General features: G+C 45.0%; 16 protein-coding genes and 1 pseudogene. 6 read left to right on the top strand and 11 right to left on the bottom strand.

Annotated features, from left to right (window positions below; translation table 11 throughout):
* Together rbbA and GOL65_RS07620 are read right to left on the bottom strand one after the other, a co-directional pair.
* Positions 1-2,748, bottom strand: a complete 2,748-nt coding sequence (rbbA, locus tag GOL65_RS07625) for a ribosome-associated ATPase/putative transporter RbbA (RefSeq protein ID WP_179038212.1) — start codon at positions 2,746-2,748, stop codon at positions 1-3.
* Entirely contained in the window at positions 2,745-3,821 is a 1,077-nt protein-coding gene (locus tag GOL65_RS07620; protein WP_140919995.1) for an HlyD family secretion protein, read from the bottom strand. Before GOL65_RS07620 ends, rbbA begins: the two co-directional genes overlap by 4 nt.
* Before the next feature lie 485 nt (positions 3,822-4,306).
* Here GOL65_RS07620 and pspE point away from each other — a divergent pair, with 485 nt between their 5' ends.
* Both pspE and GOL65_RS07610 read left to right on the top strand, forming a co-directional pair.
* Complete coding sequence (pspE, locus tag GOL65_RS07615) at positions 4,307-4,630, top strand: thiosulfate sulfurtransferase PspE (RefSeq protein WP_140919994.1); 324 nt, start codon at positions 4,307-4,309, stop codon at positions 4,628-4,630.
* 377 nt (positions 4,631-5,007) lie between these two features.
* Positions 5,008-5,331: a hypothetical protein gene (locus tag GOL65_RS07610; protein ID WP_140919993.1), complete on the top strand. Its 324-nt coding sequence runs from the start codon at positions 5,008-5,010 to the stop codon at positions 5,329-5,331.
* A gap of 87 nt (positions 5,332-5,418) precedes the next feature.
* On the opposite strand, the gene GOL65_RS07605 is transcribed toward GOL65_RS07610, so the two are convergent.
* Positions 5,419-5,784, bottom strand: a complete 366-nt coding sequence (locus tag GOL65_RS07605) for a DUF2799 domain-containing protein (protein ID WP_140919992.1) — start codon at positions 5,782-5,784, stop codon at positions 5,419-5,421.
* Between the two features lie 73 nt (positions 5,785-5,857).
* Entirely contained in the window at positions 5,858-6,574 is a 717-nt protein-coding gene (gene btsR / locus GOL65_RS07600) for a two-component system response regulator BtsR (protein WP_140919991.1), read from the bottom strand.
* 252 nt (positions 6,575-6,826) lie between these two features.
* On the opposite strand from btsR, the gene GOL65_RS07595 reads away from it, so the two are divergent.
* On the top strand, positions 6,827-7,894 hold the full coding sequence (locus tag GOL65_RS07595) for a 3-deoxy-7-phosphoheptulonate synthase (RefSeq protein WP_140920074.1): 1,068 nt from the start codon (positions 6,827-6,829) through the stop codon (positions 7,892-7,894).
* Between the two features lie 333 nt (positions 7,895-8,227).
* Positions 8,228-9,349: a bifunctional chorismate mutase/prephenate dehydrogenase gene (gene tyrA / locus GOL65_RS07590; protein ID WP_140919990.1), complete on the top strand. Its 1,122-nt coding sequence runs from the start codon at positions 8,228-8,230 to the stop codon at positions 9,347-9,349.
* 55 nt (positions 9,350-9,404) lie between these two features.
* Here the strand turns inward: tyrA and speD are convergent, their stop codons facing one another.
* The 6 genes and pseudogenes from speD to GOL65_RS07560 form a co-directional block, all read right to left on the bottom strand.
* Positions 9,405-10,205: an adenosylmethionine decarboxylase gene (gene speD / locus GOL65_RS07585; protein ID WP_140919988.1), complete on the bottom strand. Its 801-nt coding sequence runs from the start codon at positions 10,203-10,205 to the stop codon at positions 9,405-9,407.
* Between the two features lie 42 nt (positions 10,206-10,247).
* Entirely contained in the window at positions 10,248-11,105 is an 858-nt protein-coding gene (gene speE, locus GOL65_RS07580; RefSeq protein ID WP_140919987.1) for a polyamine aminopropyltransferase, read from the bottom strand.
* Positions 11,106-11,327: 222 nt separating this feature from the next.
* Positions 11,328-11,678: a YacC family pilotin-like protein gene (locus GOL65_RS07575; RefSeq protein ID WP_140919986.1), complete on the bottom strand. Its 351-nt coding sequence runs from the start codon at positions 11,676-11,678 to the stop codon at positions 11,328-11,330.
* A gap of 221 nt (positions 11,679-11,899) precedes the next feature.
* Positions 11,900-12,010 (bottom strand): annotated as a pseudogene (locus tag GOL65_RS22575) (helix-turn-helix domain-containing protein); the annotation flags it as partial.
* A gap of 15 nt (positions 12,011-12,025) precedes the next feature.
* Complete coding sequence (locus GOL65_RS07565; protein WP_140919985.1) at positions 12,026-12,223, bottom strand: AraC family transcriptional regulator; 198 nt, start codon at positions 12,221-12,223, stop codon at positions 12,026-12,028.
* Positions 12,220-12,879, bottom strand: a complete 660-nt coding sequence (locus GOL65_RS07560; RefSeq protein ID WP_179038211.1) for a TetR/AcrR family transcriptional regulator — start codon at positions 12,877-12,879, stop codon at positions 12,220-12,222. The genes GOL65_RS07565 and GOL65_RS07560 overlap by 4 nt, the downstream gene beginning before the upstream one ends.
* Before the next feature lie 338 nt (positions 12,880-13,217).
* Here GOL65_RS07560 and GOL65_RS07555 point away from each other — a divergent pair, with 338 nt between their 5' ends.
* Together GOL65_RS07555 and GOL65_RS07550 are read left to right on the top strand one after the other, a co-directional pair.
* Complete coding sequence (locus tag GOL65_RS07555) at positions 13,218-13,487, top strand: YdgH/BhsA/McbA-like domain containing protein (RefSeq protein WP_140919983.1); 270 nt, start codon at positions 13,218-13,220, stop codon at positions 13,485-13,487.
* A gap of 127 nt (positions 13,488-13,614) precedes the next feature.
* Positions 13,615-13,893, top strand: a complete 279-nt coding sequence (locus GOL65_RS07550) for a YdgH/BhsA/McbA family protein (protein ID WP_140919982.1) — start codon at positions 13,615-13,617, stop codon at positions 13,891-13,893.
* Between the two features lie 337 nt (positions 13,894-14,230).
* On the opposite strand, the gene GOL65_RS07545 is transcribed toward GOL65_RS07550, so the two are convergent.
* A complete protein-coding gene (locus GOL65_RS07545) occupies positions 14,231-15,061 on the bottom strand; it encodes a phosphoenolpyruvate hydrolase family protein (protein ID WP_140919981.1) in 831 nt (276 codons plus the stop codon).
* Positions 15,062-15,070 lie beyond the last annotated feature (9 nt).

Genomic DNA, 15,070 nt, shown 5'->3' with positions numbered 1-15,070 from the left:
TTAAGTGTCCTGTTTTTTCAGTAATAGAATAGTTAAAACAAGAATCACCGGTACGGTTATCAACAGCATATATACCGCACTGTAGAGATCGGAGAAATCCAGCGCCTTACAAAATACTCCCCGGAATATAATCAGCACATGAGTAGTCGGATAAATCTGACCGATAATCTGACCACCACCTTCCAGTGAGGAAACCGGATTAATCATGCCTGAGAACTGGATAGCAGGGAGCAGGGTGGCAATCATGGTAGTAAACATGGCGGCTATCTGGCTACGGGTAAAGGTGGAAGCCAACAGCCCCATGCCGGTACAAATAATACAGTAGATAAAGGTTGCTACGGTCAGAAGGGTGAAACTGCCGGTAATAGGAATATCAAACAGAGTGACCGCCACCAACGCCATCAGGAAGTAGTTCACCATCGCCAGCACAATATAGGGGATCTGTTTACCTATCAGGAACTCGGTACGGGTTACCGGTGTAACATACAGATTAATAATCGAACCCAGCTCTTTTTCCCGTACTACCGCCAGTGCGGTTAACATCGCGGGCAGCATCAGCAATAAAATCGGGATTACTGCCGGAACAATCGCTGGCAGACTTTTAACATCAGGGTTATAGCGAAAGCGGGTTTCAATATCGATAACGCCTTTTGCTGGCGTACCCAGCCGATAAGTAGCCTGATCCATCAACCAACCCTGATGCATTCCTTGTACATAGCCGCGAACCGTTTCTGCCCGCTGTGGCATAGCGCCATCAATCCAGACCCCAATCTGAGCGGCACTGCCTCGCTGTACGTCTCTGGCGAAATTAGGCGGGATTTCTATCGCCAGCGATATATCACCATTTCGCATGCGGGTGTCTAAATCCTGATAGTCACGAATGGGTGGTTGTTCAATAAAATAGCGTGAGCCGGAAAGATTGAGAGCATAGTTTTGGCTCAGGCCAGTCTGGTCGCGATCCAGAATGGCGTAATTCAGATCTTCCACGTCCATGCTGATACCAAAACCGATAACAAACATCAGGATCAGTGACCCAAGCAGCGCCAGCGTTGCCCGTACCGGATCGCGGCGTAATTCCAGCGTCTCCCGCCACATATAGCTCATGGTGCGCCCAATGCTGAATACCACGTGCTTTTTAGGCTCTGCGGTGTTGGTGGAAGACGATACCGTCGGTTCAGATGGCTTAGCGGCAGAAGAACCGGTGTCGGTACCGGCTCCTGCATCGATTAAATAATCAATAAATGCCTGTTCCAGCGTAGTGGCACCGCGCTTCTTCATTAATTCAGCCGGTGGATCGCTGGCCAGTACCTTACCCGCATGCATCAGAGAAATACGATCGCAGCGTTCCGCCTCATTCATAAAGTGGGTTGAGATAAAGATAGTGACCCGATCCCGCCGGGATAGCTCAATCAACAACCGCCAGAAATTATCTCTGGCAATGGGGTCTACCCCGGAAGTGGGTTCATCCAGAATCAATAGCTCTGGTTTATGCACCATCGCCACCGCCAACGATAGCCGCTGGCGGATACCTAACGGCAGATTGTCCGGCAGCCTGTCCATCACTCCGGTTAAGTCAAAGCGTTCCGCCATCTCTTGAATGCGCTGGTCCTGTTGGTCTGCCGGGACGTGGAACAATCGGGCGTGTAGCAACAGGTTTTGCTGTACCGTCAGTTCGCTATACAGCGAAAATGCCTGTGACATATAACCAACCCGCTTGCGGGTATTCATATCATTAGAATCGATCTTATGACCAAACAACCAGGCTTGCCCTTCACTGGCAGGCAGTAAACCGGTTAGCATTTTCATGGTGGTAGATTTGCCACAGCCGTTCGAACCTAAAAAGCCAAATATTTCACCGCGCTGAATACGGAAGTTAACGTGATCAACGGCAACAAAATTACCAAAGCGCATGGTGAGATCCTGCGCTTCAATGGCGATATCGGTTTTGTCATTGGTTGATAGTGGAGTGATTTCTACTGGTACATGATTTCGGCGTTTCTCTTCCGGTAACAGATAAATAAAGGCTGCTTCCAGTGAGTCGGTTTGAGTTTGTTCCAGCAGCCGGGCAGGAGTATCCGTTTTCAGAATTTTTCCGTCGTCCATGGCAACCAGCCAGTCAAAGCGCTGAGCTTCATCCATATAGGCAGTAGCGACAATAACGCTCATACCCGGCTGTTCGCTTCTTACCCGATCGATAAGATCCCAGAACTGAGAGCGGGCCAGAGGGTCCACACCGGTGGTGGGTTCATCCAGAATCAGTAAATCAGGATCGTGGATCAGGGAACAGCAAAGGCCCAGTTTCTGCTTCATTCCGCCGGAAAGCTTACCCGCCGGTCGATTAAGGAAAGGGTAGAGTCCGGTACTGTAGGTGAGTTGGTCGATACGGCGGCGGCGTTCAGCAGCATTATGACCAAACAGACGGGCAAAAAATTGCAGATTCTCTTCTACCGAGAGCGTTGGGTATAAGTTCTTACCTAACCCTTGAGGCATATAGGCAATGCGCGGACAAACGGACTCCCGATGCTGTTTACTGCGCATATCGCCATTCAGTACGTTGATCTCACCATCCTGAATGGCTCGAGCTCCGGATACCAGAGATAACAGACTGGATTTACCGACACCATCAGGCCCGATAAGGCCAACCATGCAACCAGCCGGGATCTCCAGCGAGATATTATCCAGCGCCAGCGTTTTACCGTAATGTAAGCTGACTTGCGTCAGTCGTACTACCGGTGGTTGCTGTTTCATGGCGAGACATTCACCGTCAGATTTTCAGGCCATTGTTCACTGGCATCCAGTTTGACCCAGGCTACACCGGGCAAACCGGTTTTTACCAGTTCGATATATTTTTGCAGCAGCTGTTTGTCAATTTGCGCTTTTACCCGGAACATCAATTTTTGCCGTTCGCTGGCAGTTTCAACGGTTTTAGGGGTGAACTGAGCCGTGCTGGCAACAAAGGATATTTTGGCCGGGATAACATAGCCCGGGGCTGCATCCAGAATCACCCGAACTTCACCGCCGATAGACACTTTACCCACGGCAGTTTCCGGCAGAAAAAAGGTCATATATACATCAGACAAATCCACCATATTCAGCACCTTGCCACCGGCTCCTAAAACTTCCCCAGGTTGTGCAATACGGTATTGTACCCGCCCGTCACGAGGAGCAATAAGCTGACTGTCGATGATATCGGCCTGAACGCGGTCAATGGTGGCTTGTGCCGCCTGTACGCTGGACGCTGCGCCCACTGCCTGAGCTTTAGCCGCCTCTACTGCGGCATCCGCAGAGGCAACCTGCGCTTTACTTGCCATCAGTGCGGCCTGAGCGCTTTTCATGCTGGCTCTGTCATCATCAAGCTGTTGGAATGACAGGGCTCGTGATTTAGCCAGTACTTCTGAACGGGCCAAACGGCGCTGAGCGGCATCCAGTTCACTTTCTCTTTGGGCAACGGTGGCTTTGGCGGCCAGTACGTCACTTTCCTGTAGTTTTATTTGCGCCTGAGCGCTTTTTTCTGCATGAACTGCCTGATGATACTGTGCCGTGGCCTCAGCTCGCTGAGCTTCCAACACCTGTATTTGCATATGGGAAAGAATTTGCCCGCTGCGCACAAAGTCACCTTCATTAACCAGAATGTCATCAATTCTCCCGGCCAGTTTGGTTGAGATATCAATTTCGGTCGCTTCCAGTCGGCCGTTGCCGTTGACAAAACCGTCTCCCGGGCCGTTATCCTGCAGGCGAGTCCAGGTGTAAGCCGAGACAGCAATCACGGCAAGGATCAGCAGGGTATAAATGACTTTTTTATTGGTGAAGGCAAGTTTCATAATGTAGAACTCCCTCTAGAGTAGGCAAAGGCCGTTCAGCTGACTTTAGTCCGATAGTACAATGATTGGCGCAGTGAATATTGAACGTGTTTCAAATTATTTGAATTTGTTTATTGTTTTGTTGTTGATTAATTGACGGGTAATGAAATTCTATTAATGAATTTGTATGTGAAAGCGTTTGTTATGAGAATTTTTTCATTATGGTGATTGAATTTTTCAGAGGTTTAATCATGTGTGAGTAAAGGTATTTTTAAAGATATTACTGATATTGAAAGCATATCAAATAGTCGCAGAAATCCGGCAACCTGGTAAAAATGTCATTTAAGATTAAATATCGAGGTATGGTTTCCCTTCTACTGATATTTTATGTCGCCAGCTATATTGGATATTAAGGGTATTATCCAGCCTCAAATTTATTTACCATTAAGATTGCTGGTGGTATTTAATCACCATCATTAACCAAACTTATTCAGGAAAATTGCGAAATGCTCAGAAGTTGCTTAATCACCATCATGCTGATGTTTTCCGCGTCTGTAATGGCGGCAGAACACTGGATTGATGTACGAATAGCGGAACAGTATCAGGCCGAACATATTAAAGGTGCTATCAATATTCCACTGAGGCAGCTTAAAGAGCAGATCGTCAGCCAGATAAGCAATAAGGATGACACTTTGCATCTGTATTGCAATTCAGGTCGCCAGTCGGGAATGGCAAAACAGATCCTTCAGGATATGGGTTATACCCAAGTGCTGGATGAAGGGGGAATCAGCGGAATCGATCTTCCAAAAGAGAGCCAACACGGCGGTTGATAACGTTTGTGGAATACCACGGTTTTCTTATCAGGTATCAGGTTTATTAGTTTGAAATGATAATTGAGCAGAAACGGGTGCAGGTACTTGATTAAAATTTGAAAAGAAGCGTGAGCATCTTAACCTAATCAATTTAAGACGTTATATCAAAATCAATTCGAATGATATTAACTGTAACTATATAATACTCAATTATCACTATTGATTGTTTTAAATCACCTCATGCATATTTTGGCTGTGTCGTTCAGAGATGACGGCATAACCAAAATATGCATGAGGTTTTTTGTTTATTGAACCAGACAGAAGCCCGGAGCAGTTAGACATACAGCAGATACAGACAAATAGCGCCTGTAAATAGACAGAATAGGGAGTAGTAAATGAAAGCAATAAAACTCTTTTTGATGATTGGCGCACTATCATGCAGCGCTGGTGCAATGGCAACCTCGGTTGAACAAAGCTGCCTGAATTATGGCCAGAAAGTGATGAAGGAGAACCCGGATATGGTTTCCCTGTTAGGTCAGGCCAAAATTGATCCATCAAGCGTTATTACTGAACGTTTTGATGGGAAAGTGGGGAAACAGCCTGTAAGCACAGTGGTAACCGCTAAAATTAATAGTGCACAGGAAAAATTAGGGACTATTTTCTGTCTGGTAAACAATGATTCACCATTGTATTTTCACTACATTGCGGTTGAAGAATAACGTATTTTGATTAGCACTAATAAAATATGCCTCACCGAAGCAGGATTTGGTGAGGCATATTTTTATCGATGATTATTGATAACTGAGTTACTTCTCAATTAACTGCTGCCAGCTATTTTTTAGCTGTTCTGCATTGGCTACGCTATTGCAACTGGCCGGGAATTCTTTATTAGTTTTAGCCAGGTCGGCAATTTTTTCTGGCTGACACAGCTCATCCTGACCTTTGGCAAAACCCTGTAAGTAGGAGGTACGGTTAATTTCTGCTTCACCATACCACTCGGACAGTACCGTATTGTCTTTAACATCGTTACCTGTGATGGCTTCATAGTGACCGATTTCAAACCATTTTGATGGTGGCCCGCTGTTATCTGAACTGCCCGGCATGCCATCTGGTGAGCTGGAACAGCCGCTAATAAACAGCAGAGTACAAAATATCGTTATCATATGTTTCATCACATTGCCTTTGTCTTAAAGTTCCGGCGCATCATATCAGGATTGGGCATGATATTGAAAACCTTACCCAAGCTTATGACAGTCCCAATTGCTCTTTTAGCGGCTTCAGGTAACGTCGGCTGACAGGAATATGTTTTCCTGAGCGGGTGATAACTTCGGCGGAGCCATTCTCCAGTAACTGAATCTCTCCGACCTGGTCGAGATTGATTAAATACTGGCGATGACAGCGGGTGAAAGAGGTCTTTTCTTCTAAAATTTTCAGCGTAAGTTGGGTATAACCACTTTGCGCCGTACCAACCACGTGAACACCGCTAAGTTCTGAGCTTAAATATTCTACTTCTTCCAGACGAAGTAAAAAGATGCGGTTATGTCCGTAACAAGGGATATGTTTTAAGGTAGTATCCGTGACTAAGTGTAAATTATTGTTTACGGTTTTGGCGGTTTTTAATCGGGAAATCGTCTTACAGAGACGCTGAAGGTCGACCGGTTTTAACAGGTAGTCAAAAGCGTGTTGCTCAAACGCTTTTATTGCATATTCATCATATGCTGTGACAAAAACGATATGGGGCATGTTGGCAGGGTCAAGCATTGCCGCCATCTCTAAACCGTTAATTTTGGGCATTTGAATATCAAGAAAAACCACGTCCGGCTGTAAACGATGGATGGTCTGAATAGCCTCTAAAGCATTGCTGCACTCACCAATGACGGTGAGATCGTCTACTTCTGTAAGTAGCTCAGCCAGCTCTTCCCGGGCTGGTTGTTCATCGTCAACAATAATTGCTCTAAGCATAAAACCTCCATTGATTTGCTCTAGTTTAACATGGTGGAGGTTATCTGCGAATTCTCGTCATTGAAGACAGTTTTCATCAGGGTGTTTTTTGAGTTTTTTAGATGGGGATTTGTAGGATGAAAAAATAGAGTAAAAATATGTTTACAAAATTGGATTTAAAAGTTTACACTCAGTTTGTGCTATTTTATTTTCTATAACTATCTGGTGTTTTACCGCTAACAGGAGCGGTGATTTAAGGAACTCATTATGATTATGCAGAAAGATGTACTTAATAACGTCAATATCAGCGCGGAGCAGGTTTTAATTACACCAGAAGAACTGAAAGCACGATACCCGCTGAGCGCCAGTGACGAAGCCAATATTTCTGCAGCCCGTCAGACTATTGCTAATATTTTGCATGGTCGTGACGACCGCTTGCTGGTGGTGTGTGGGCCTTGTTCTATTCACGATCCGGACGCTGCGATCGATTACGCTCATCGCCTGAAGAAACTGGCAGACGAAACACAGGATCGCCTGTACATCGTGATGCGAGTTTACTTCGAAAAACCAAGAACCACCGTCGGCTGGAAAGGGCTGATTAATGATCCCCATATGGATGGTTCATTTGATATGGAGCATGGTTTACACCTTGCCCGTCAATTACTGCTGAAGCTGGTTGAAATGGGTTTGCCATTGGCAACAGAGGCGCTTGATCCAAATAGTCCACAATACCTGGGCGACCTGTTCAGCTGGTCAGCAATTGGTGCGCGTACCACAGAATCACAAACCCACCGCGAAATGGCCTCTGGTCTGTCAATGCCGGTTGGTTTTAAAAATGGTACCGATGGCAGTCTGGGAACTGCGATTAACGCAATGAAAGCTGCTTCGATGCCACATCGTTTTATGGGAATCAACCAGTCTGGTCAGGTTTGCCTGTTGCAGACTCAAGGCAACCCAAACGGTCATATCATCCTGCGTGGCGGTAAGACACCAAACTATGAAGCGGAACACGTGCAGGCTTGTGAAGAGCAAATGCGTAAAGCAGGGCTCAACCCATCGTTAATGATCGACTGCAGTCACGGCAACTCGAATAAAGATTTCCGCCGCCAGGCCGATGTAGTCTACTCCATACTGGAGCAAATTAAGGCTGGTAACCGCTCTATCATTGGTATGATGCTGGAAAGTAACATCAATGAAGGCAACCAATCATCGGAACAACCAAGAGCCAACATGTGCTACGGCGTTTCCGTAACGGATGCCTGCATCAACTGGGAAACCACCGACACCTTATTACGCAAAGTTCACCAAGAGCTGAAGGAAAAGACCTTAGTTTGTCCGTGATTTATAGTGATATTTGTTGATATATTAATCCACTAAATTCCGTCACCAGTAGGTGACGGAATTGGTTTTATCCGAAAGGTTATCGGAGGGAGAGACCGCCGTTGGGGTCGACTTGGCGTATGCCAACGAAGTGCCCCTAGGCGGGCTAGGCCCGACGCTCTCCGATGCTAAGTACAAATGGTCTTCCGGCCGGACACTTAGATGATATGGGTACTATGTTATTATGGCCGGAATATCCTCTGAAATTTATTAGTATTTCACTTCGTCGCCCTATGGCGACGAAGTGCTTATAAAAACAACACCACATCCTTACCCCAGGAGAACAACAAAAAAATGGTGGCTGAACTAACAATACTGCGCGACCAAATCGACGAAGTTGATAAAGCGCTACTGAAACTACTGGCCAAACGCTTAGATTTGGTAGCAGAAGTCGGTGAAGTAAAAAGCCAGCATGGGTTACCTATTTACGTTCCTGAACGTGAAAGCAGTATGCTGGCTTCCCGCCGCAAAGAGGCCGCCGATTTAGGGGTTCCTCCCGATCTGATTGAAGACGTACTGCGCCGGATCATGCGTGAATCCTATTCCAGCGAAAATGATAAAGGTTTTAAAACCTTAAAGCCGGAAATGGGGCCAATTGTCATTGTTGGTGGTAACGGCAAAATGGGGCAATTGCTCAGCAAGCTGTTTCAACTTTCTGGCTATCAAATTCGGGTACTGGAACAGCAAGACTGGGAAAGAGCAGAAACAATTCTGTCCGGTGCCGGCATGGTAATTGTCAGCGTACCGATTCACATCACTGAACAAATTATCCGCCGTTTACCAAAACTGCCAAATGATTGCATTTTGGTAGATATTGCATCGATAAAAAACCAGCCGCTACAGGCAATGCTGGAAGTGCATCAGGGTCCGGTATTAGGCTTACACCCAATGTTTGGACCCGATGTGGGCAGTCTGGCAAAGCAGGTTATCGCTTACTGCGATGGCAGAGGGGCGGAAAGCTACCAGTGGCTGCTGGATCAATTACAGGTATGGGGAGCGAAGCTACACGCCATTGATGCGGTAGAGCACGATAAGAATATGGCCTTTATTCAGGCGCTGCGTCACTTCGCAACTTTCACCTATGGTTTGAATTTGTCTCAGGAGAATGTAGACCTGGAGCAGCTGCTGTCACTCTCTTCGCCAATATATCGTCTGGAACTGGCAATGATTGGCCGCTTATTTGCTCAGGACGCCCAACTGTATGCGGATATTATTATGTCATCGCAGGACAATCAGGCACTGATTAAGCGCTACTACCACTGCTTTGGTGAGGCAATTAAGCTGATTGAGACGGGTGATAAGACTGAGTTTATTGAGAGTTTTAATCAGGTGAAGAGCTGGTTTGGTGATTACGCAACGCGCTTCTTAAACGAAAGTCGGACTCTGTTACGTCAGGCCAACGATAGTCGGCAGTAAATCAAAAGCATCCTTTCTGTATCGCCACACCCAAATGGGTGTGGCGCATTTCTCGTTATACCATGACTTCCGGCATGTTTCTGCCGTAATAAATCTCCTGCATCTCTTTACGCAGTAGACGAGTGATATGTTGACGCTCCTGCTGATCCAGATCTTCCGGCCTGGCATTAAACAGATAATGGTCAAGATCGAACTCTTTTAGCATCATTTTGGTATGGAAGATATTTTCCTGATAAACATTCACATCCACCATATGGTAGAGGGAAGTAATGTCATCAGTCATAAAGTTCTGAATCGAATTAATCTTGTGGTCGATATAGTGTTTTACCCCATTAATATCACGAGTAAAACCGCGAACCCGATAGTCCAGCGTAACAATATCTGATTCCAGTTGGTGAATAAGGTAGTTCAACGCCTTAAGTGGGGAAATGACGCCGCAGGTTGAAACTTCAATATCCGCCCGAAAGGTGCATAAGCCGCCCTGAGGATGACTTTCAGGATAGGTATGGACGCAGATATGGCTTTTATCTAAATGAGCCACTACGGAGTCAGGTAGAGGGCCAGGATGCTCTGACTGATCCACCAGGCTCGGGTCCATCGGTTCTTCACTGATTAGAATAGTGACACTCGCGCCCTGGGGATCGTAGTCCTGACGGGCAATATTCAGGATATTGGCACCAATAATAGAACAGGTTTCCGTCAGAATCTCAGTCAGCCGATTTGCATTATACTGCTCGTCAATATATGCAATGTATTGCTCTCTGTCATAATCCGTTTTGGCATAACAGATATCGTAGATACAAAAACCCAGGCTTTTGGTTAAATTATTGAAGCCGTGCAGTTTTAGCTTATGCAATTTGGTTCACCGCCTTATGTTTTATGGTTAGAGAACGCCCTGTTATTTATTCAGGGCATCCAGTAAATACTGGGGCAGGGCGAAACTGCCAACATGGATTGCCGGGTTATAGTAGCGACAATGAATTCCCAGTGATTTAAAGCGTGATTCCAGCGTTGCCAGATCGTGCTGACGCAATAGTGGATTCTGACTGGCCCAGGCGAAGGTCATGATGCCACCGTAATAGGTGGGAATAGCCGCCTGATAAAAACTGGCATCTTCAAAATAGGTAGAGAGTTTCTGATGACTGTTAACCGCCTCATCCTGCTGTAAAAAGCACACGCCGTTTTGAGCAACGAAGATACCATTTTCATTCAGGCAACGAGCACAGCCCTGATAAAACTCAGAGGTAAACAGACTTTCACCCGGACCGATAGGGTCAGTACAGTCTGAAATAATCACATCAAACTTCAGATCGGTTTGGTTAACGAAGTTTACGCCATCTTCAATCACCAGATTGAATCGTGGGTCTTCATAGGCACCGGCGTTATGGTTTGGCAGGTATTCCCGACAAAATTCCACGACGTTTTCGTCAATTTCTACCATAGTAATATGTTCAACGCTCTGATGGCAGCATACTTCACGCAGCATTCCACCATCACCACCGCCGATAATCAGAATTCGCTTAGCTTTACCATGAGCCAGAATCGGTACATGGGCCATCATTTCGTGATAGATAAACTCATCGCGCTCGGTGGTTTGTATTACGCCATCCAGCGCCATTACTCTACCCATCAGATCGTTTTCAAAAATGATCAGATCCTGATGTTCCGTTTTGCTGTGATATAACGTTTTATTAATAGAAAAAAACTGACCAAAGCCGCTGTATAGGGTTTCAAACCAGGTTTCTTTATTTGACATCACCGCTAATCCTCCGGGCTGGATAAAAAGTTAGCGCAATATAATAGCGAACTAGGGGGGATTATGCACGATTAATGGCTATTTGATTGTTTTATTAAGAGAATTAGCCTGAGACGGGCTGAAAGAAAGTTTTATCTCTCCTGACGTTGAAAAAACAATCGCCAAATGGGGAAATAAACGGTGGGTATAGCCAATGAGTTTAAAAGCGTGGTGCTTTACTGATTAATTGTTCATGATACCAAACGAGTCTTTAGCTAACGCCGCGCATTTCTTATCTTTATCGACGGGAATACGACTCAAATCGTCATAACTTGACTGACCTAATTCTTCCATATTGATTTGATTATAGTTTGCCAGATCCCAATGATTTTGTTGTGCAAAATAGATTAAAGCACGCTTTATTTCAGGGATAGGAAGATCTTTGTAGCCGCACTCTTTTTTCAGATAGAAAAAAACCGCAGTAAGATCGGCAAGTTCCTCAGCTTCTGACTCTGTTAATGCCTGACAGGTAGATGAAAACCCAATTAGCGACAGTAATAATAACGGTAAATTAAACGGTGATTTGTTGTTCATTAGCTAGATAATTAGTTCATTAAGGTATTGACGGTATCATACAGTTAGAGGATGACAAATTTTTTTATACCGTTTTGATACAGCGAGTTCTGTATATTCATTCTGATAGGGGATCTGCGGTTTTGTCCAGCTTTGGCACAATTTTAATTGTTTCTATTGGCTTTATGGCGTTTTCATAAGTTGACAAAAAGTACTGCCTGAAAGCATTCAGACAGTACTTTTTAGTTGTGGTAGCGATAGTCCGAAGGGGTGGTCGAGAACATCTTCTTAAATGCCCGGGTAAAGCTCTGCTGTGAGTCAAACTGGTATTGATAGGCGATTTCTGCAATGCTTCTTTTACTCTGCTTTTACTCTGAGGCAGCGCTTTGTAAGCGTTTTTTGCGGATATAATAGGCGAGTGAGTCGCCGGTAATATCTTTAAATAACCGTTGCAGATGCCATTGAGAGTAGCCCGATTTTGACGCTACGCGCTTGACGTTAAGTGGTTCTTCTAAATGGCTTTCAATCCAGTAAACCAAGTCGTGAATAATGTTGGTTTGAATCATGATTTATTTCCTTCCATTTTTATATTTGTGGATATTGCATCCTGATTTAGTGCATAAGCGCGTCGAAAAGTATCGAGAGCGTTATCTACCTGACGTTGAACCTCTTCTTCACTTACATCTGAAATAGCTCCGCGCAGTCGTTTATCAATTAGTCCTGCCTCCAGCAGTCCTTTAAGCTGCATGGCGGTAACAAATGGATCGGCCTGACGCAATATGCGGTGTTCCATCAACAGTTGGATATGTGCGGATATTTTTAGCCAACCTTTTAGTGGGCCTTGTTGATACATCAACTCACCAATACCAATATGTTCACATTCGGCAATGATCATGCGGGTGATTTTCAACATCACAGGTGACAGATGCAGGTTTAGGTAGCTGACACCAAAGGTATGTAAAGCCTGCCAGCAATCTACTTCCCGGTTCTGAAGCTGTGTGATTGCATTAATAATCACTTGGGTATAGGTATGAATTGAATGGTCAATTACATGAACAAACAACTCCTGTTTAGAACTGAAGTACTTGTACAGAGTGGTTTTGGAACAGCCGATACACTCGTTAACTTCATCCATAGAAGTGCGTTCATAGCCATGATTCAAAAAGATATCTGTAGCTTTCTGAAGAATGTGTGTCCGGCGGTCTTCTTTACTTAGTCCCATTTTTCTCTCCATATTCGTACTGTACGGTACAGTATTTTATTGAAAAGAAAGAATCAACTGTAATAGCACTAAAAATCAAAAGGGGTTAAGTCTGTGAATTTACTAGAATGTGTTGGTTTTGTTGAGTGCTAATTATGCAAATGTTAAAAAAATAAGCATTAAAAGCTAATCCAGATCACATTTTTGATTTTATTATTCACACAAGATTTGAATTAAATTGACTTAGATTTTTATTGAATGGCCATTTTAATCAATGTGTTAAATAATGGTTTGATTTTATATTTAATTATTTTGAAAATCATATTCAAAAAATTTGAAAATTATAGAAGGTATATATCATGAAAGTATCAACAACTTTAGCTGCTCTGTTATTAACATTTAGCGTTGGTTCTGCTTATGCTGCAACTGAAGTCAGTAGCCAACAGGCAGCCAGCTTACAAAGCTTGGGTACAATTTCAGGCTCAGTTCGCGTAGCTGATATGGATCAGGCTGTTAGTGCTATTGCTAAGAAAGCTGAAAGCCAACATGCTTCTTACTATCGTGTAATTGCAGCTAACTCTAATGATGACTCAAATAACTGGCGTGTTGCTGCAGAGATTTATCGTTAATCTCTGAGTGTTAAATCTCGCTATGGATAACCTGCCGTCAGGCAGGTATCCGGCTTGGCGATAGCTTCTCCCTCCTGAAAATCCAGCGTATGATAAGCAGAATGTAAAATCCTGAAGGATAAAAGCCATGAAGGTATCTTCGATACTGACTGCTGCATTTCTCGCTTTAAGTCTTAATTCGGCTTATGCCATTACTGAAATTATTAATACCCAACAGGCTGAAAAGATGAATCTGACCAGTCTGGGGGTGATTAGCGATACGGTAAGAGTTGAAACCTTTGATCAGGCCGTGCAGGCCATAGGAGAGAAGGCGGAAAAAGCCGGGGCAACCTACTTTCGCGTTATCGGCGCGCGTTCTTTTGATACATCGCCGTATTGGCGGGTTTCTGCGGAAATTTATAAGTAGTTGAGACTGTTGATAAATTCTATTCAATCAGCACCTGTGAATATTCCGACCGTAATGACATGGTACTAATATCTACACTGAGAACGGTCGGTAAACCATCTGTACTCAGCTATGGAGTGCGTTGGGCCTGGTCGGGTTAGGGGCCGTTACAAAACACCTTTGGTGTTTTGCCCTTCGGGCCAGCGCTAGCGCTGTTCAAACAGGCTTTGCCTGTTTGTCGTTGGCTTACGCCAAGTCGACCCCAACGATTGGCTATCTTAAGATAGAAAACTGAACTATCAGGGTTTATCAACAGCCTCAAAGCCCACCAGTATAGTACTGGCAGGCTTTTTAGTAGTTACCGGGTTATATTCTTAAACTGACGGGTGGTATCCGTCAGTGCGACTTCTGTTGGCAGACGCTCCATTGAGCTGGCTCCGTAGAAACCATCACAATCCGGGCAGTTAGCCAGAATGTAATGCGCATCTTCCGGAGAGGATATAGGGCCACCGTGACAAAGCACAATAATATCTTTGCGCACGCTTTTAGCCGCTTTAGCCCAGGCATTAATCACCGGAACACAATCTTCCAGCTTCATGGCGGTTTCCGCACCAATGTTACCGCCAGTGGTCAGGCCCATATGAGGAACGATGATATCGGCACCGGCCTCCGTCATGGCAATGGCATCAGCTTCGCTGAAGACGTATGGGGTAGTCAGCAGGCCTTTTTGATGAGCTTTACGGATCATCTCAACTTCCAGCCCATATCCCATCCCGGTCTCTTCAAGATTGGCCCTGAAGTTACCATCGATCAAACCCACGGTCGGGAAGTTTTGTACTCCGGAAAAGCCAACCCGAGCCACATCGTCTAAAAATACATCCAGATTGACGAAAGGATCGGTACCGTTTACACCGGCTAAAACCGGGGTGTTTTTCACTACCGGCAAGACTTCTTTAGCCATTTCCATAACAATGTCGTTAGCATTGCCGTAGGCCAACAAACCAGCCAGAGATCCACGACCCGCCATGCGATAGCGTCCTGAGTTATAGATAACAATCAGGTCGATACCACCCGCTTCTTCACACTTAGCTGACAGCCCGGTACCGGCACCACCGCCGATAATGGGTTCTTTACGTGCAATCATGGCGCGAAATTTTTGTAATAGCTCTTCACGGGTAAAACGTGACATAGGAACTCC

The organism is Limnobaculum xujianqingii (assembly GCF_013394855.1).
GTDB lineage: Bacteria > Pseudomonadota > Gammaproteobacteria > Enterobacterales > Enterobacteriaceae > Limnobaculum > Limnobaculum xujianqingii.
This window is presented reverse-complemented; position numbering and strand designations above follow the sequence as displayed.